General features: G+C 71.1%; 14 protein-coding genes and 1 pseudogene. 7 read left to right on the top strand and 8 right to left on the bottom strand.

Annotated elements, in window-relative coordinates; genetic code table 11:
• Positions 1–37 precede the first annotated feature (37 nt).
• The 4 genes from KK483_RS25255 (at position 38) to glgB (ending at position 7,807) form a co-directional block, all read left to right on the top strand.
• A complete protein-coding gene (locus KK483_RS25255; protein ID WP_262009687.1) occupies positions 38–2,023 on the top strand; it encodes an alpha-1,4-glucan--maltose-1-phosphate maltosyltransferase in 1,986 nt (661 codons plus the stop codon).
• Complete coding sequence (treS, locus tag KK483_RS25250) at positions 2,020–3,843, top strand: maltose alpha-D-glucosyltransferase (RefSeq protein ID WP_262007512.1); 1,824 nt, start codon at positions 2,020–2,022, stop codon at positions 3,841–3,843. Before KK483_RS25255 ends, treS begins: the two co-directional genes overlap by 4 nt.
• 241 nt (positions 3,844–4,084) lie before the next feature.
• A complete protein-coding gene (locus KK483_RS25245) occupies positions 4,085–5,479 on the top strand; it encodes a maltokinase N-terminal cap-like domain-containing protein (RefSeq protein ID WP_262007511.1) in 1,395 nt (464 codons plus the stop codon).
• 93 nt (positions 5,480–5,572) lie between these two features.
• Positions 5,573–7,807: a 1,4-alpha-glucan branching enzyme gene (glgB, locus tag KK483_RS25240; protein ID WP_262007510.1), complete on the top strand. Its 2,235-nt coding sequence runs from the start codon at positions 5,573–5,575 to the stop codon at positions 7,805–7,807.
• 31 nt (positions 7,808–7,838) lie between these two features.
• Here the strand turns inward: glgB and KK483_RS25235 are convergent, their stop codons facing one another.
• The 3 genes from KK483_RS25235 to KK483_RS25225 all read right to left on the bottom strand — a co-directional run bounded on the left by KK483_RS25235 (position 7,839) and on the right by KK483_RS25225 (position 10,966).
• Positions 7,839–10,037 carry a UvrD-helicase domain-containing protein gene (locus KK483_RS25235; protein ID WP_262007509.1) on the bottom strand — a complete coding sequence of 733 codons (2,199 nt, stop codon included), beginning with the start codon at positions 10,035–10,037 and terminating at the stop codon, positions 7,839–7,841.
• Between the two features lie 200 nt (positions 10,038–10,237).
• Positions 10,238–10,570 carry a thioredoxin gene (gene trxA, locus KK483_RS25230; protein ID WP_262007508.1) on the bottom strand — a complete coding sequence of 111 codons (333 nt, stop codon included), beginning with the start codon at positions 10,568–10,570 and terminating at the stop codon, positions 10,238–10,240.
• A 3-nt stretch (positions 10,571–10,573) separates the two neighbouring features.
• Positions 10,574–10,966, bottom strand: a complete 393-nt coding sequence (locus KK483_RS25225) for a MerR family transcriptional regulator (RefSeq protein WP_262007507.1) — start codon at positions 10,964–10,966, stop codon at positions 10,574–10,576.
• 94 nt (positions 10,967–11,060) lie between these two features.
• Here KK483_RS25225 and KK483_RS25220 point away from each other — a divergent pair, with 94 nt between their 5' ends.
• On the top strand, positions 11,061–11,741 hold the full coding sequence (locus KK483_RS25220) for a class I SAM-dependent methyltransferase (protein WP_262007506.1): 681 nt from the start codon (positions 11,061–11,063) through the stop codon (positions 11,739–11,741).
• Between the two features lie 118 nt (positions 11,742–11,859).
• On the opposite strand, the gene KK483_RS25215 is transcribed toward KK483_RS25220, so the two are convergent.
• From KK483_RS25215 to KK483_RS35370, 3 genes and pseudogenes are all read right to left on the bottom strand, one after another.
• Entirely contained in the window at positions 11,860–12,585 is a 726-nt protein-coding gene (locus tag KK483_RS25215) for a DUF899 domain-containing protein (RefSeq protein WP_262007505.1), read from the bottom strand.
• Positions 12,586–12,722: 137 nt separating this feature from the next.
• Positions 12,723–13,235: a hypothetical protein gene (locus KK483_RS35375; RefSeq protein ID WP_313879483.1), complete on the bottom strand. Its 513-nt coding sequence runs from the start codon at positions 13,233–13,235 to the stop codon at positions 12,723–12,725.
• Positions 13,236–13,431: 196 nt separating this feature from the next.
• Positions 13,432–13,554, bottom strand: a pseudogene (locus tag KK483_RS35370) (NAD(P)-binding domain-containing protein); the annotation flags it as partial.
• A 426-nt stretch (positions 13,555–13,980) separates the two neighbouring features.
• Between KK483_RS35370 and KK483_RS25205 the strand changes: the two are divergent.
• On the top strand, positions 13,981–15,447 hold the full coding sequence (locus tag KK483_RS25205; protein ID WP_399014841.1) for a glycoside hydrolase family 16 protein: 1,467 nt from the start codon (positions 13,981–13,983) through the stop codon (positions 15,445–15,447).
• A gap of 19 nt (positions 15,448–15,466) precedes the next feature.
• Positions 15,467–16,435, top strand: a complete 969-nt coding sequence (locus KK483_RS25200) for a DUF1996 domain-containing protein (protein WP_262007504.1) — start codon at positions 15,467–15,469, stop codon at positions 16,433–16,435.
• A 235-nt stretch (positions 16,436–16,670) separates the two neighbouring features.
• Here the strand turns inward: KK483_RS25200 and KK483_RS25195 are convergent, their stop codons facing one another.
• Both KK483_RS25195 and KK483_RS25190 read right to left on the bottom strand, forming a co-directional pair.
• Complete coding sequence (locus tag KK483_RS25195) at positions 16,671–16,991, bottom strand: GYD domain-containing protein (protein ID WP_262007503.1); 321 nt, start codon at positions 16,989–16,991, stop codon at positions 16,671–16,673.
• A gap of 174 nt (positions 16,992–17,165) precedes the next feature.
• Entirely contained in the window at positions 17,166–18,545 is a 1,380-nt protein-coding gene (locus KK483_RS25190; RefSeq protein ID WP_262007502.1) for a cation:dicarboxylate symporter family transporter, read from the bottom strand.
• Positions 18,546–18,630 lie beyond the last annotated feature (85 nt).

Below are 18,630 nucleotides of genomic sequence, written 5' to 3'. Positions count from 1 at the left end.
CACGCCCGCTCAGCCCCCAGGTGATGCCGTGAACCCGCTGATTGGCCGCATTCCCGTTCTGGACGTACGCCCGCTCGTCGACTGCGGGCGAAGGCCCGCCAAGGCGGTGACGGGCGAGACCTTCCAGGTCTCCGCCACCGTCTTCCGCGAAGGCCACGACGCGGTCGCCGCCAATGTCGTTCTGCGCGACCCCGGCGGCCGCCCGGGCCCCTGGACGCCGATGCGCGAGCTCGCGCCCGGCACCGACCGGTGGGGGGCCGAGGTCACTCCGGACGCGGAGGGCCCGTGGACGTACTGCGTCGAGGCGTGGAGCGATCCGGTGGCGACCTGGCGCCATCACGCCGGGATCAAGATCCCGGCGGGGATCGACACCGCGCTCGTCCTCGCCGAGGGTGCCGGGCTGTACGAGCGCGCCGCCGCCGGCGTGCCCAAGCGGGACGGCCGGGAGGCGGTGCTCACCGCGGCGGACGCGCTGCGCGACGGGTCGCGGACGCCCGCCGAGCGGCTCGCCGCCGCGCTCGCCCCCGAGGCCGTCGCCGCGCTGACCCGCCACCCGCTGCGCGAACTGGTCACCGCCTCACCCCCGTTGCCGCTCCAGGTCGAGCGGCCCCGCGCGCTCTTCGGCTCCTGGTACGAGCTCTTCCCGCGTTCGGAAGGCGCGACCACGCGGCGGGGCACGGCGGTCTCCGGCACCTTCAGGACCGCCGCCCAGCGGCTGCCCGCCGTCGCCGCGATGGGCTTCGACGTCGTCTATCTGCCCCCCGTCCACCCCATCGGCTCCACTTTCCGCAAGGGCCCCAACAACGCTCTCGAAGCCGGCCGGGACGACGTCGGCGTGCCCTGGGCGATCGGCTCGTCCGACGGCGGTCACGACGCGGTCCACCCGGACCTCGGCACGCTCGACGACTTCGACGCGTTCGTGCGCTGCGCCCGCGATCTGCGGATGGAGGTGGCACTGGACTTCGCGTTGCAGTGCTCGCCGGACCATCCGTGGGTGGACAAGCACCCGGAGTGGTTCCGCCACCGCCCCGACGGCTCCATCGCCTACGCCGAGAACCCTCCGAAGAAGTACCAGGACATCTACCCGATCGCCTTCGACGAGGACATGCCGGGCCTGGTCGAGGAGACGCTGCGGATCCTGCGGCACTGGATGGCGCATGACGTGCGGATCTTCCGTGTCGACAATCCGCACACCAAGCCGGTCGTCTTCTGGGAGAAGGTGATCGGCGAGATCAACCGCACCGACCCGGACGTGATCTTCCTGGCCGAGGCGTTCACACGCCCCGCGATGATGCACACCCTGGCCGCGGTCGGCTTCCAGCAGTCGTACACGTACTTCACCTGGCGCAACACCAAGCACGAGCTGACGGAGTATCTGACGGAGTTGTCGGGTGAGTCCGCCGCCTGTATGCGCCCCAATTTCTTCGTGAACACCCCGGACATCCTGCATGCGTACCTCCAGGACGGCGGGCGGCCGGCGTTCGAGGCGCGCGCGGTGCTGGCCGCGACCCTGTCCCCCACGTGGGGGGTGTACGCGGGGTACGAGCTGTGCGAGAACACCCCGGTGCGGCCGGGCAGCGAGGAGTACCTGGACTCGGAGAAGTACCAACTTAGGCCCAGGGACTGGGAGTCGGCGGAGCGCGAGGGGCGCACCATCGCCCCGCTGATCACCGCGCTCAACCGGATCAGGCGCCGCCACCCGGCGCTCCAGCAGCTGCGGAACCTGCACTTCCATCAGGTCGGCAACGACGCGGTCATCGCGTACAGCAAGCGCTCGGGCACGGACGTGGTCCTGACGGTCGTGAACCTCGACCCCCACCACACCCAGGAGGCCACGGTCTCGTTGGACATGCCGGAACTCGGCCTCGACTGGCACGAGACCGTACCGGTGCGCGACGAGCTCACCGGCGACACCTATCACTGGGGCAGGGCCGTCTATGTGCGCCTCGAGCCGGGCGTCACGCCTGCGCACGTCGTGGTTCTGCGACCGTCCCCGACAATCGGAGGGTCACCCACATCATGATCGTCAACGAGCCCGTCCACGACCTCTTCGAGGACACCCCCGCGAAGGACCGGGACCCCGACTGGTTCAAACGCGCCGTCTTCTACGAGGTGCTCGTCCGGTCCTTCCAGGACAGCAACGGCGACGGCATCGGCGACCTCAAGGGGATCACGGCCAAACTCGACTACCTGCAGTGGCTGGGCGTCGACTGCCTCTGGCTGCCGCCGTTCTTCAAGTCACCCCTGCGTGACGGCGGTTACGACGTCTCCGACTACACCTCGGTCCTTCCCGACTTCGGCGACCTCGCGGACTTCGTGGAGTTCGTCGACGCCGCCCACCAGCGCGGCATGCGGGTCATCATCGACTTCGTCATGAACCACACCAGCGATCAGCACCCGTGGTTCCAGGAGTCCCGCAGCGATCCGGAGGGCCCCTACGGCGACTACTACGTCTGGGCCGACGACGACAAGCAGTTCCAGGACGCGCGGATCATCTTCGTCGACACGGAGACGTCCAACTGGACCTTCGACCCGGTCCGCAAGCAGTACTACTGGCACCGCTTCTTCTCCCACCAGCCGGACCTCAACTACGAGAACCCGGCGGTGCAGGACGAGATCCTGGCGGCACTGCGCTTCTGGCTGGACCTGGGGATCGACGGCTTCCGGCTGGACGCCGTGCCGTACCTCTACCAGGAGGAGGGGACCAACTGCGAGAACCTTCCGGCGACGCACGACTTCCTCAAGCGGGTCCGCAAGGAGATCGACGCCCACTACCCGGACACGGTCCTGCTGGCCGAGGCCAACCAGTGGCCCGAGGACGTCGTCGACTACTTCGGCGACTACCGGGTGGGCGGCGACGAGTGCCACATGGCGTTCCATTTCCCGGTGATGCCGCGGATCTTCATGGCCGTGCGCAGGGAGTCCCGCTATCCGGTCTCGGAGATCCTGGCCAAGACCCCGGAGATCCCGGCGAACTGCCAGTGGGGCATCTTCCTGCGCAACCACGACGAGCTCACGCTCGAAATGGTCACCGACGAAGAGCGCGACTACATGTACGCGGAGTACGCCAAGGATCCGCGGATGCGCGCCAACATCGGCATCAGGCGCCGCCTCGCGCCGCTGCTCGACAACGACCGCAACCAGATCGAGCTGTTCACGGCCCTGCTGCTGTCGCTGCCCGGTTCGCCGATCCTGTACTACGGCGACGAGATCGGGATGGGCGACAACATCTGGCTGGGCGACCGCGACGCCGTACGGACGCCGATGCAGTGGACCCCGGACCGCAACGCGGGGTTCTCGTCGTGCGATCCCGGCCGGCTGTATCTGCCGACCATCATGGACCCGGTCTACGGCTACCAGGTCACCAATGTCGAGGCGTCGATGGCGTCGCCGTCCTCGCTGCTGCACTGGACCCGGCGGATGATCGAGATCCGCAAGCAGAACCGCGCCTTCGGACTCGGCTCGTACACGGAACTGCCCTCGTCGAACCCCGCGGTGCTGGCGTTCCTGCGCGAGGCCCCCTCGACGGAGGAAGGAGGGGACGACCTGGTCCTGTGCGTGAACAACTTCTCGCGGTTCGCCCAGCCGACCGAGCTGGACCTGCGGAGGTACAACGGCCGCCATCCGGTGGAGCTGATCGGCGGGGTGCGGTTCCCCGCGATCGGTGAGTGGCCGTATCTGCTGACGCTGGCGGGACACGGTTTCTACTGGTTCCGGCTGCGCAAGGACGCGGTGCCGCACGAGCCCGTGGTGAACGGGGCCGTCCGGAAGGAGCCGCTGAAGGGCTCCGCCAAGGGCTCCGCGAAGGGCTCCGCGAAGGCGGCCGGGCCGAAGCGGAACTGATCCGGCACATGCCATGTCGGGTGCGGGGCGGTTGTCATCGCCCCGCACGGGGCACGCTCCCCCTCATATCGAGACTCGGTACGACTCGCGTCGTATCGAGGCCGTACGGACCATCCTGAGCCGACATTCTCCCTGCCTACGGCGGGGGGAACCCCCACGCACAGCCCGGACAGCCTATATTTACCGCAATCCGGGACACTCTTCGCAACCTGTGGTGTGCCCGGGGAAAGGACGCGATGCCATGTCGGAGGCTGCATCCACCCGGACCCCGGTGGCACTGCTTCCCTCACTCACCCCTTTGCTGCGCCAATGGCTGCCCCGGCAGCGCTGGTTCGCCGGCAAGGGACGACCGGTCACCGGCTTCTCCCTGGTGTCGGCCGCCGAGCTGCTGCCGGTCGGCTCCGCGAGCCCCGGTCTGCTGCATCTGCTCCTCCGTGTCCAGCAGCCGGGTCCCGCGGGCGGCAAGAGCGCGGGCGGAAAACGGGACGGCGCGCCGCCCGGCGACTGCTACCAGCTACTGCTCGGCGTACGGACCGCGCTGCCGCCGCACCTCGCGGGCGCGCTGATCGGCCGGGTCTCCGAGGGCCCGCTGGCCGGCCGGACCGTGTACGAGGGCCTGCACGACCCGCGGCTCGCCGCGCTGCTCCTTGAGCGGCTGCGCACCCCCGGCCGCTTCGGCCCGCTGCGCTTCGACCGCACCGAACCGGTGCCGGGCCGGCTGCCCGCCCGGATCCTCGACGCCGAGCAGTCCAACTCCTCGCTGGTGTACGGCGATTCGTACATCCTGAAGATCTTCCGCCGGGTCTACCCGGGCACCAACCCCGATCTGGAGCTGCCGCTCGCGCTCGCCCGGGCCGGCTGCGACCGGGTGCCCGCTCCGGTCGCCTGGTACGAGTCCTCCACGCCCGAGACCGCGACGCTGGGCGTCCTCCAGCCCTATCTGCGCGGCTCCCAGGACGGCTGGCAACTGGCGCTGAAGGCACTGGCCGCCGGGCGCGACTTCACCCCCGAGGCGCGTGCGCTCGGCCGGGCCACGGCCGAGGTGCACACCGCGCTGGCCGCCGCGCTGCCCACCATGACGCTGAGCCGGGCGCAGACCGAGCATCTGGCGACCGCCATGAACGAGCGGCTCGACGCCGCGGTGCGGGCCGTGCCGGCCCTGCTGCCGTACGTACGCGGACTGCGCGCCGCCTTCGACGCGATCGCCGAGGCCGGACTCGACGGCGGCGGACACGCCCAGCGCATCCACGGCGACCTCCACCTCGGGCAGACGCTGCGCACCCCCGACGGGGGCTGGTCGGTCATCGACTTCGAGGGCGAGCCCGCCCGCCCGCTCGCCGAGCGCCGCCGGATGCAGCCGCCCGTCCGCGACATCGCCGGGATACTGCGCTCCTTCGACTACGCGGCCCGCTCGCACCGCCCCTGGAACCCGGCATGGGCGGCGCGCTGCCGCGCGGCGTACTGCGAGGGCTACGCCGAGGCCGCGGGCACCGACCCGCGGGCCGAGCCGGAGCTGCTGCGCGCCTACGAGACGGACAAGGCGGTGTACGAGGTCGTCTACGAGGCCCGGCACCGCCCGGACTGGCTGCCGGTGCCGATGTCGGCGATCGAGCGGCTCGCCGGTCCGGGGCGCTGACGCTCCCCGGAGGCGGCAAGAACAGCGGAAAGAACAGCAGCTCCCCATGGAACCCCCGCCCCCACCCACCCCCAGCACAAGGAGGCCGCCCCCGTGACTGCCCGCAAGCCAGCCGCCGCCCAGCCGCCGCACGGCGTACGCAAGGCGAAACCGCTCGACGACGCCGACCGGGAGCGACTGCTCAGCGGCTCGCACCATGATCCGCACGCGCTGCTCGGCGCCCACTCGGTGCGCGGGGGTGTGGTGTTCCGGGTGCTGCGGCCGCACGCGCTGTCGGTGACCGTGCTGGCCAAGGGGCTTCGGGCGGAGCTGCACAAGGAGGGCGACGGGCTCTTCTCGGCGCTGCTGCCGCTGCGCACCGAGCCGGAGTACACGCTCCAGGTGGTGTACGAGGACACCACGGTCGAGACCGCGGACCCGTACCGCCTTCTGCCCGCGCTCGGCGAGCTCGATCTGCATCTGATCGGCGAGGGCCGGCACGAGGAGCTGTGGCAGGCGCTCGGCGCCCGCCCGATGACGCACGAGGGCGTGACCGGCACCCGCTTCACGGTCTGGGCGCCGAACGCCTCCGGGGTCCGGCTCGTCGGAGACTTCAACTACTGGGACGGCACCGCGTACCCGATGCGCTCGCTCGGCTCGTCCGGGGTGTGGGAGCTGTTCGTGCCGGGTGTGGGCGAGGGGGCGCTCTACAAGTTCGACATCGCCCGGCCGGACGGGTCGCACACGGTCCGCGCCGATCCGATGGCCCGCCGCACCGAGGTGCCGCCGGCGAACGCCTCCGTGGTCACCGAGTCGCACCATGTCTGGCACGACGAGGAGTGGCTGGCCCACCGGGCCGACCGGCCGGTGCACGAAGCGCCGCTCTCGGTCTACGAGGTGCATCTGCCCTCCTGGCGACCCGGGCTGACATACCGCCAGCTCGCCACCCAACTCCCTTCGTACGTCAAGGATCTGGGCTTCACCCACGTCGAGCTGATGCCCGTCGCCGAGCACCCCTTCGGCGGTTCCTGGGGCTACCAGGTCACCGGCTTCTACGCGCCGACGGCCCGGATGGGCACCCCCGACGACTTCCGCTACCTGGTCGACTCGCTGCACCGGGCGGGCGTCGGCGTGATCATGGACTGGGTGCCGGCGCACTTCCCGCGCGACGACTGGGCGCTGGCGGAGTTCGACGGCCGGCCGCTGTACGAGCACTCCGACCCGGCACGGGCCGCGCACCCGGACTGGGGCACGCTGGAGTTCGACTACGGCCGCAAGGAGGTCCGCAACTTCCTCGTCGCCAACGCCGTGTACTGGTGCGAGGAGTTCCACATCGACGGGCTGCGGGTCGACGCGGTCGCCTCCATGCTCTACCTCGACTACTCGCGCGAGCACGGCGAGTGGAGCCCGAACGAGCACGGCGGCCGGGAGAACCTGGACGCGGTCGCCTTCCTCCAGGAGATGAACGCGACCGTCTACCGCCGCTGCCCGGGCGTCGTGACGATCGCCGAGGAGTCCACGGCCTGGGACGGCGTCACCCGGGCCACCCACCATGTCGGCCCGGCCGGCTTCGGCGGCCTCGGATTCGGCCTGAAGTGGAACATGGGCTGGATGCACGACTCGCTCGGGTACGTCCAGCACGAGCCGGTGCACCGCAAGTTCCACCACAACGAGATGACCTTCTCGATGGTGTACGCGTACAGCGAGAACTACGTCCTGCCGATCTCGCACGACGAGGTCGTGCACGGCAAGCGCGCGCTGGTGTCGAAGATGCCCGGCGACTGGTGGCAGCGGCGCGCCACCCACCGGGCCTATCTCGGCTTCATGTGGGCGCACCCGGGCAAGCAGCTGCTCTTCATGGGCCAGGAGTTCGCCCAGGGCGCCGAGTGGTCGCACGACCACGGCCCCGAGTGGTGGCTGATGGACGAGACGTACCACTCGGCGGGCGACCACCGGGGCGTGCGCGACCTGGTGCGCGAACTCAACACGGTGTACGCGGTGACGCCCGCGCTGTGGCAGCGGGACACCGTCCCCGAGGGCTTCGCCTGGGTCGACGGCGGGGCAGCCGAGGACAATGTCTTCGCCTTCCTCCGCTACGACGCGGACGGCGCCCCGCTGCTGGCGGTCTCCAACTTCTCGCCGGTGGTCCGCCACGAGTACCGGCTGGGCGTTCCGCCCTCCGTCCCGGTCTGGGCAGAGGTGCTGAACACGGACGCGGCGCGGTTCGGCGGCAGCGATGTGCTCAACGCGGAGCCGCTGAAGCCGGAGTCCGTGGGCGCGCACGGCCACCGCACCAGCATCCAGCTCACCCTGCCGCCGCTGGCGACGGTGTGGCTGACCCCGGCGTGACGCGAGCCCACGGGGCTCAGGGCTCCGTGGCTCAGGCCGGGATGACGACCCCCAGCCGCTGAGTGGCCCGGGTGAGCGCCACGTACAGGTCGTTGGCGCTCATCCGGTCCGGGCCGACCACGAGGACCGTGTCGAATTCGAGGCCCTTGGCCTCGCGGGGGTCGAGGAGGACGACGGGCCGGGCCAGGTCCAGCGGCCCGTCGCCGCCGAGGCCGGTGAGCCCGGCGTGCAGCTCCCGCGGGGCGATGACGGCGAGCCGGCCCTCGGCCGGGGCCTCCTCCCGCGCCAGCCCGGCCACGCCGCCGAGCGGCAGGGTGCGCTCCCAGGGCCGTACGCCCGTGGAGCGGATGGATCGGGGCGGGGCGAAGGCGGGGTCGGTGGTGCGGCGCCGCTCGGTCGCGTAGTCCATGATCTCGGCGGGCGTACGGTAGTTGACGCCGAGCCTGGCGAGCTCCCAGCGGTCCTGGACGTACGGCTCCAGGATCTCCTTCCAGGAGGCGCACCCCGCCGGATCGCCGGTCTGGGCCGGGTCGCCGACGAGGGTCATCGAACGGGTCGGGCAGCGGCGCATCAGCAGCCGCCAGGCCATCTCCGACAACTCCTGCGCCTCGTCGACGATGATGTGCCCGAACGCCCAGGTCCGGTCGGCGGCGGCGCGCTCGGCGGCGCTGCGGTGGTCGGCCTCCTCGTGGCGGTCGGCGAAGCGCTCGGCGTCGATGATGTCGTGCGCCGCGAGGACCTCGGACGCCTCGCTGTCGACCTCCTCCTTGTCCTCGAACTCGTAGGTGCGGGAGGCGTACGAGACGTCGAGGACGCCCTGTGCGTAGGCGATCCGCCGCTCCCGCTCGGCCTCGGCGGCGGCGCGCTCGGCGGAGTCGTCGTGGCCGAGGAGCTCGGCGGCCTCGTCGAGCAGGGGCACGTCGGCGGGGGTCCAGGGCGCGCCCTCGGTTCGGCGGATCAGCGCGGCGTCCGTGGCGTCGAGATGGGTCGGCTCGGCGAGGTAGTCGCCGAGGAACTGCTGCGGGGTGAGCGGCGGCCACAGCGACAGGATGGCGGCGTGCACATCGGGGCTGGCGGCGACGGCCTTGCCGAGCTGGGCGATGTCGTCGGGGCCGAGGAAGTTCGGGCCGCCGTAGGGGTCGGCGCCGATACGGTCGGCGAGCTGGGTGGTCAGATCGTCGATGATCCGGAAGGCGAAGGCGGGCAGGGCGAGATTGTGCGGCAGCCCGGTCTCGCGGGCCTTGTGCCGCGCCTCGACGGCCATGCCCCAGTCGAGGACGAGCTCCCCGTCGTCGTGCGGGATCACGATCGGATCGTCCTTGCCGGGCACCTGCTGCCGGTCCCGCACGGCCTCGGCCAGGACACGCGCCATCTCCGCCCGGCCCTTGACCGCGGCGGCCGCCGGGGTGTCGGTGCCGGTGGCGTGCACGCCGGGGAAGAGCTCGCCTACGGTCGCGAGGAGCACGCCCGTCTCGCCGAGTGAGGGCAGCACCTCGCCGATGTAGCCGAGGAAGGCCGGGTTGGGCCCGACGATCAGCACGGCCCGCTTGGCCAGCTGCTCCCGGTGCGCGTACAGCAGATACGCGGCCCGGTGCAGCGCGACGGCCGTCTTGCCGGTGCCGGGGCCGCCCTCGACGACGAGCACACCGCGCTGGGGGGCGCGGATGATGCGGTCCTGCTCGGCCTGGATCGTGGCGACGATGTCGCCCATCCGCCCGGTGCGGGCGCTGTTGAGGGCGGCGAGCAGCACCTCGTCGGCGTCGTGCGACTCGTACCCGGTGCGGGTGGTGTCGCTGAGGTCCATGATCTCGTCGTGCAGCGCGGTGACGGTGCGTCCCTCGGTGGTGATGTGCCGCCGCCGGCGCAGACCCATCGGCTCGTACCCGGTGGCGAGGTAGAAGGGCCGCGCGACGGGCGCCCGCCAGTCGATGAGCAGCGGCGTCCGATCGGCGTCGTCCCGCCGGATTCCGGTGCGTCCGATGTGGTGGGTGACCCCGTCGCGGTGGTCGATGCGCCCGAAGCACAGCCCGGTGTCCGCGGCGTTGAGCGCGGCGAGCGTCGCGGAGTGCTCGACGACGGCGATGTCGCGCTCGACGCGTGCCTGCCGCCCCGTGCCGTTCTGTCCGACCGCGGCGGACACGGCGCCCTCGGCCTCCGCCCTGAGCTGGTCGAGCCGCTCGTGGACGAGGGAGACGAATTGTTGTTCCTGCCGCAATTCCTCGGTTGACAATTCAGCTCCTGACGCGGTACGGTACGTTTATTGAACTTCTCCGTGTGAATTCGCACGTATCCACACGGAACTATTAAATATACGCGAAGAAATACCCCGGCCGTCAATTCGGACCGGGGTTCTTTCTTTCCACGCCCGACGCCCACGCCGCGCGCACGGGTGTGGGCGTCGGGGACCGCGCTGGCGTGGGGTGTTGGGTGTTACAGAACGTCCTCCAGCTCCGTCAGCAGCCTCCGCTTCGGCCGCGCCCCCACCATCGACTTCACGGGCTCACCGTCCCGGAACACCATCAGCGTGGGCATCGACAGCACGCCGTACCTGATGGCGACCTCCGGATTCGTGTCCACGTCCAGCTGGACGACCCTCATCCGGTCCCGCTCCTCGGCGGCGACGGCGCTCAGCACCGGCGCCAGCTGGTGGCACGGGCCGCACCAATCGGCCGTGAACTCCACCAGCACCGGGAGCCGCGCGCCCAGCACTTCCGCGTCGAAGTCCGCGTCGGTCACCGTCGCGACGCCTTCTGCCCTGATCATCCGTCACCCTCCGAATTCGCACTGCGGGTCAGGACCGGTCGCCGTCTGCGACTCGGCCCGGAGAAGCTGGGCACCGACCTCCGCGCGCACCGACCGGAGCTGGTCGATGAGCGCGTCGAGCTCGGCGAGTTTGCGCCGGTAGACGGCGAGCGAGGCGGGGCAGGCATCGCCTGCCGGGTGCCCGGCCCGCAGGCACTCCACGAAGGGCCGGGTCTCCTCCAGGTCGAACCCGAAGTCCTGGAGGGTCCTGATCTGCCGGACCAGCCGCAGATCGCCCTCGTCGTACTCGCGGTAGCCGTTCCCCGACCGCCGCGCGGGCAGCAGCCCCCGGGACTCGTAGTACCTCAGCGTCCGGGTCGTCGTCCCGGCCCGCTCCGCCAGCTCGCCGATGCGCATGCCCACGACCGTAAGCCTTGACGTCGGCGTCAAGGAAAGCCCGGTACCGGCGGGAGGGACGGGGCTGCCAGACCCCTGGACTAGGTTCGCCGGCATGAATCAGCCGTCCTACCTGACCGCCGTCCGGGAGGCGTACGACAGCGTCGCCGTGGCCTACGCCGAACTCCTGCGCGGCGAACTGGCCACCAAACCGCTGGACCGGGCCATGCTCGCCGCGTTCGCCGAGCTCGTGCAGGGGCCGGACGTCGGGCCGGTCGCCGACCTCGGCTGCGGGCCGGGCCGGATCACAGCCCATCTGCGCTCCCTCGGGGTGGACGCCTTCGGCATCGACCTGTCGCCGGAGATGGTCGCGGTCGCCCGGCGCAGCCACCCGGAACTGCGGTTCGAGGAAGGGTCGATGACCGCCCTCGACGTGGAGGACGGGACGCTCGGCGGCATCGTCGCCTGGTACTCGACCGTCCACACGCCACCGCAGATGCTGCCGGCGGTGTTCGCCGAGTTCCACCGGGTGCTTGCCCCCGGCGGCCGCCTCCTGCTGGCCTTCAAGGCCGGCGACGAGCGCCGCCACCTGGACAGGGCGTACGGCCACGACCTGTCGCTCGACGTCTACTGGACGTCCCCCGGCAAGACCGCCGAGTCGCTCGCCGCGGCCGGACTCACCGTGGACGCCCGTCTGATCCGCGAACCCGACGAGCACGAGCGGCCCCGCCAGGGCCGGCAGGCGTTCTTCCTCGCCCACAAGCCCGTCGTGACCAGCGCGGTCGGCGGGCGCTGACGCCGCCGGCCCGGCGAACAGAGCGGGCGCGGGCCTTGCCGGCGTTCGGCCCGGATCGCCGCTGCCGGTCCGGTCGCCGCTGCCGGTCAGGTCGCCGCTGCCGGTCAGGTCGGCGCTGTCACGTCTGATCGGCGCGGGTGCCGCGCCGGGTCTGCTCCACCCACTCCGGCGCCGGCTCGGCGTCGCCGTACTCGTCGTGCCAGTTCCACCACTCGTAGGGCGGGGTCTGCGGGTAGCCCTCGGGTGAGTCCTCCCATGCCTCCTGGCGCCCGAGCGCGCTCATGTCGAGGTAGCTCCATGTGCTGCCCAGCGCCTCGTCGCCGCGGGAGTTGATGAAGTACGTGCGGAACACGCTGTCGCCGTCACGGATGAACGCGTTGGTGCCGTGCCACTCGTCCACACCGAAGTCGACGTCGAAATCGCCGTCGATGGTGTACCAGGGCATCGTCCAGCCCATACGGGCCTTCACCCGCCCGATCTCGGGCTGCGGCGCGCGCGAGGCGAAGGCGAGAGTGGTGTCCCGGGCGTTCAGATGGGCGAGGTGGCCGACGTGATCGGCCACCATGGAGCAGCCGCGGCAGGCGTGGTCGGGCCAGCCGAACACGCCGGGTTCGAAGAAGGCCCGGTAGACGATCAGCTGACGCCGGCCCTCGAACAGGTCGAGCAGGCTCACCCTGCCCGCGGGGCCCTCGAACTCGTATGTCTTCTCGACCGCCAGCCACGGCATCCGCCGGCGCTGTGCCGCCAGCGCGTCGCGGGCGCGGGTCAGCTCCTTCTCCTTCACGAGGAGCTGCTGTCGCGCCTCCTCCCACTCTCCTGGCGCGACGATCGGGGGTGTCTTCATGGTGTGCCACCTTCCGGATCACACTGCGATGTCCATTTTACCGAGCACACCACCATTCCCCGTAAATCACAGGCAATCGCTCAATTCACCAGCAGCGTGACATATGCGTATGAATTGCGGCCTGATCCGGCCCCGACCTACGCGCCCCGCACCGCCTCCACCGTGCTCGCCCAGGCGTCGGCCCCGTGCCCCTTCGCGACGGCCCGGTCCGCCATGGCCTTGACGGCCTCCAGCTGGGAGACGTCGAGGCCGCGGCGGCGGGCCGCCCGGAGGACGTGGTCGACACCCGCGGCCATCATGGCCAGGTTCGCCTCGCCGCCCGGGTAGCTGCCGGCGTCGATGCCGGCCGCCGTGGAGTCGGCGATCGGCGGCAGGATCTGCACGAGGTCGCGCAGGTACGGGGCGATGTCGGCGGCCTTGACTCCCTCGGCCGTGGCGAGGGCGTAGCCGTGGACGAGCCCCGCGATGCCGCCGTAGAAGAAGTCGAGCACGGAGAGGTCGTAGACCGCGGCCAGACCGGGGTCGGTGCCGACGAAGACGTGCCGGCCGCCGAGGGCCTTGAGCGTGGGCTCGTACCGCTCGAAGCCCTCCTGGGAGCCGGAGTGGAAGAAGAGCGCCTCCGGTGTGCCGATCAGCGGTGTCGGCACCATGACCGAGCCGTCGAGATACGTGAGGGACCGTTCGGCCGCCCAGGCCGCGGTCTCCCGTGCGCGCTCGGGGGTGTCGGAGGTGAGGTTGACCAGGACGCGTCCGCGCAGGGCGTCGGCGAGCGGGGTGAGGACCCCCCCGGACCGCTTCGTGGTCGACCACGCAGATGACGGTCAACTCGCTTGCGCGTACGCCCTCTTCGGCGGTCGCGGCGTGTACGGCGCCACGCGCGACGAGGTCGTCGCCCTTGCCCGGGGGGCGGTTCCAGACGGTGGTGGGGTGGCCTGCGGCCAGGAAGGCGCCGGCGAGGGCCCGGCCCATCGCGCCGAGGCCGATGACGGAGACGGCGACAGCGGCAGCCGCAGCGGGGGTGGGCGTGGGCGTGGAGGTGGAGGTGGAGGTGGAAGCCGAGGTGGCCGTGGTGGAGTTCTCGGTACGCATGAGGATCATGCTTCTCCGTCGCTCCACAGCCTCACAAGTACCGACAAAAAGGTCAGGTACTCACCTGGAGGCAACCATCGAGGTCAGGGCGACCGACGAGGCCAGCACGGCCGCGGAGGCCGTCGGGGCCCGGGAGCGGACCGCCCGCCGGAGCCTTCGGCTCACACGCTCCGGAGCGTCAACATCCTTGTGTCTTCGGGAAGTTAAGCGACCGAAGCCATTGACGGCTGTCCTGTCTCCATCTACAAAAACTCACTGAGAGCGCTCTCAATCCACTCCGGCACCACCCCCCTCCGGAGGTGTTCCTTGAGCACGAGCCGCATCCGCAGACTCTCCCCCGCCCCCGTCCTCACCGCCGTCCTCGCCATGGCGGTCGCCCTCACCGGGCTCCTCGCCGTGGGCGGCGCCGGCACGGCGCGCGGCGCCGTACCGCCGCCGCCACCCGGCTGGAGCCTCCAGTGGAGCGACGACTTCACCGGTCCCGACCGTTCCCTTCCGTCGGCCGCCGACTGGCAGATCGACACCGGCCACGGCTATCCCGGCGGCCCCGGCAACTGGGGCACCGGCGAGATCCAGAACTACACGTCGAGCCCGGACAACCTCAGCCTCGACGGCAACGGCAATCTCCGTATCACCCCGCTCCGGGACGGCGCGGGCAACTGGACCTCCGCCCGGATCGAGACCCGCCGGGCCGACTTCAAGGCACCGGCCGGCGGCACCCTGCGCATCGAGGGCCGGATCCAGATGCCGAATGTGACCGGTGACGCGGCACTCGGCTACTGGCCCGCGTTCTGGGCGCTCGGCGCGCCCTACCGGGGCAACTACTGGAACTGGCCCGCCATCGGCGAGTTCGACATCATGGAGAACGTCAACGGCATCAACTCCGTCTGGGGCGTGCTCCACTGCGGGGTGAACCCCGGCGGGCCGTGCAACGAGACGACCGGCCTCGGCGCCAGCCGCGTCTGCCCCGGCGCGAGCTGCCAGTCGGCCTTCCACACCTACCGCTTCGAGTGGGACCGGTCCGCCTCCCCCAACGAACTGCGCTGGTACGTGGACGACCAGCTCTTCCACAGCGTGAACCAGAACCAGGTGGGCGCCGGCACCTGGGCCGACATGACCGACCACGCCGGCTACTTCCTCCTGCTCAACGTCGCGATCGGCGGCGCCTTCCCGGACGCGCTGGGCGGGCCGACCCCGACCGCCGCGACCGTCCCGGGCCGCCCGATGCTCGTCGACTACGTCGCGGTCTGGACGAGCGGCGGGACGACCAACCCACCGGACCCGACCGACCCGCCGCCGTCCGGCTCCTCCCAGCTGTATCTGCGCACGGGCGGCGGCGCAGGTGACGCGACCGCGTCGGCCACCACGGTCACGCTCGCCTCGGCCGGCGGCGCCAATCACGACGGCACCCCGCACAACCCGCAGGTGTTCACCTCGGGGCCGATCACGCGGACGTACGACGGCGGCTCGACCCGGTTCGACCTCCTCGTGGACGCGGGGACGACCGTCGCCAACGGCCAGCAGGTGCGGGTGAGTTACGACCGCACGGGCGACGGCAGCTGGGAGCGCACGGAGACGTACCACTACTTCGCCACGGATCCCGTGGCCGGGTACGAGCACTACACGCAGGCGCGCGGCCTCCAGTCGGCCACCGGGACCCACGGGAACCTGACCAACGGCAGGGTGCGGGTCGAGGTGTGGAACGCGATCGGCAACGGCAGCAGCACGCTCGGCACCGGGAACCAGTCCGTCGTCCGGATCCCCTTCGGGTGACGGGGATCCGGAGCCCACGATGAGTCCACTGTTACGACGGGTACTGGCCGGGGTGGCCGCCACGCTGCTCCTGGCCACGGCCGGGTACGCGACGGACCGCGACGGCGGCACGGGACACGCCCGCCACTCCCGGCACGCGGATCACACGGATCACACGGCGCACGCGTACACGTACAGTGAGGCCCAGCAGGCGGCGATCGTCGCCCAGGCCGCGGCCCCGCTGCGCGGCAGCGAGTTCCGCGCGGACTGCTTCTCCAGCCACCGCCGGGGCGACGACCCGATCGTCTTCCCCGGCCAGGCGGGCCGCTCGCACATCCACGAGTTCTACGGCAACAGGACGGCGAACGCCTCGTCGACGCTGGAGTCGCTGAGCGCGGGCACCACCAACTGCACCCCGCAGACGGACCTCTCCTCCTACTGGACGCCCACCCTCTACCAGAACGGAGTCCCCGTGGCCCCCGAGCGGGTCACCGTCTACTACCAGGGCATCACCGACCACACACGGGCCGTCGCCCACCCCCGCGGACTGCGGTACGTCGTCGGCAACGCCCTGGCGACGTCCCCCGACCAGAACCCGGCCGCACGCTGGTCGTGCGTCGGCAGGACCGAGTCGAGCCGGGACTTCATGAACTGCCCGCCCGGCACCAAGCTGGAGAACTACCTGGACTTCCCCACCTGCTGGGACGGGAAGAACCTGGACAGCGCCAACCACCGCGACCACATGGCCTACGCGGCCGGGCAGACCTGCCCGGCCAGTCACCCCGTGGTCGTCCCCCGCCTGGAACTGCTGATCACCTGGCCGGTCACGGGCGGCGGTCTCACCCTGGCCGGCACCTGGGACGGGGTGAACGTCACCGACGCGCCCGGATACACCTTCCACGGCGACTTCTTCAACGCCTGGGACCAGGCGGAGCTGGAGCGCCGGGTGCGCGACTGCATCGTCGCGGGCTACATCTGCGGGACGGACGGCCGTCCGATCGAGCAGTAGACCGTACGGCGTACCGACACGGGTGTGCGGCCGGGGCCACGACCCCGGCCGCACACCCGGATCACCCGGATCACCCGGGAATCCGCGTAGCGCTGCGGGAGTCCGCGTGCCCGGGCGCCGCCGAGTGGGCCGCCTGTCTACCTGTGCGCCCGGGCGACCGGCGCGGACGCCGTCAGAGCCTTCGCGCCGAGGGACGGACGGCCCGCCGGCACGGCCCCGGCGCGACGCCGGCCGATCACTCACCCGGAGCCCGGAAGTCGACGGACTTCCTGGCGGCCGCGTCGATGTCCTCGGGGCTGATCAGGGGGACGGCCTTGGACCGTACGGCTCCGGTGGCGCGGACCACCATGGCGGTGGCGATCATGGAGACATCGTCGGGCATGTCCACGACGCAGTACAGATCATCGTCGCCGAAGGCGAAGTACATCCATTCGAGGGTGCCGCCGCACGACCCGAGGACCCGCTCCACGGCCTGTCGGCGGCCCGTGCCGCCCTCGGCGAGCAGGCCCTTGGTGCCCTCGGCGGTGTAGCTGGCCTGGACGAGGTATTTCGGCATGTGCCTCTCCCGATCCCGGTACCCGGTCAACGGCTGACGCTTTCACCCTTGGGCACCGGCGACCGGTCGGCCATCCGGAGGCGGCCGGTCGGGGTCGTGCGCGACGCGTGCGTGCGGGCCCCGGCCATCCGCCGGGGCCCGCACGACAGGGCCACATACGGCCTGGACCCGTTCCTAGACCTTCGCGGGCTCCGACTCCGACTGCTGCTCCGGTACGGAGGCGGGGGCGCCGTCCGTCGCCGGGGCGTGGTCGTCGACGAGGGTCCGCTCGTCGAACGGAATGCGCCCGGCGAGGACTTCGGCGGCGCGCTCCTTGTCGATCTCCTTGGTCCAGGTGCCGACGAGGACCGTGGCGACGGCGTTGCCCGCGAAGTTGGTCAGGGCGCGGGCCTCGCTCATGAAGCGGTCGATGCCGACGATCAGGCCGACGCCGTCGACGAGCGCGGGCTTGTGGGACTGGAGGCCGCCCGCGAGGGTCGCAAGGCCCGCGCCGGTGACGCCGGCCGCGCCCTTCGAGGCGATGATCATGAAGATGAGCAGCGAGATCTGCTCGCCGACCGAGAGCGGCGTGCCCATGGCCTCGGCGACGAAGAGCGAGCCCATCGTCAGATAGATCGCGGTCCCGTCGAGGTTGAAGGAGTAGCCGGTCGGGACGGTGATGCCGACGACGGGCTTCGAGACGCCGAGGTGCTCCATCTTCGCGATGAGCCGCGGCAGGGCGGACTCGGACGAGGAGGTGGAGAGGATCAGCAGGAACTCCCGGCCCAGGTACTTCAGGAGCGCGAACAGGTTCATGCCCGCGACCAGCCGCAGCAGCGCACCCAGCACCAGGACGACGAAGAGCGCACAGGTGATGTAGAAGCCGATCATGATCACGGCGAGCGACTTCAGGGCGTCGACGCCGGTCTCTCCGACGACGGCCGCGATCGCTCCGAACGCACCGACCGGCGCGGCCCACATGATCATCGCGAGGATACGGAAGACCAGCTTCTGGATGTGCCCGATGCCGCGCAGGACCGGTTCGCCCGCCGTGCCCATCGCCTGGAGCGCGAAGCCCGCGAGCAGGGCCACGAGCAGCGTCTGGAGCACCTCGCCCTCGGTGAAGGCGGAGACCAGCGTCGTCGGGATGATCCCGAGGAGGAAGTCGGCGGTGCTCTCGCTCGCGCCCGCCGCCTGCTTCTCGCCCGCGGCCCTTGCCGCCTCCGTGAGGTCCAGCCCTGCACCCGGCTCCAGGACGTTGCCCACGACCAGGCCGATGGCGAGCGCCACGGTCGACATGACCAGGAAGTAGCCGAGCGCGAGGCCGCCGACCGCGCCGACCTTGGCGGCCTTGCGGACCGAGCCGACGCCGAGCACGATCGTGCAGAAGATGATCGGCGAGATCATCATCTTGATCAGGTTCACGAACCCGGTGCCGATCGGCTTGAGCTCGACGGCGACGCCGGGCGCCGCGAAGCCGACGACGATGCCGAGGACGACGGCACCGATGACGGCGATATAGAGATAGTGCGTGCGGTCGCGCCTTCCGGCTGCGGGTGCGGCTGCGCTTGCCACGGGGATTCCTCCTCGGCCCGATGTACATCCACGTCCCGGTGGATGTGGCGACTATTCATCACGCTGTGACCCCGGTCACCGTTGC

It is taken from the genome of Streptomyces sp. FIT100 (genome assembly GCF_024584805.1).
Lineage (GTDB): Bacteria > Actinomycetota > Actinomycetes > Streptomycetales > Streptomycetaceae > Streptomyces.
Note: the sequence above shows the minus strand (reverse complement) of the source record. Positions and strands in the feature narration are given on the sequence as shown.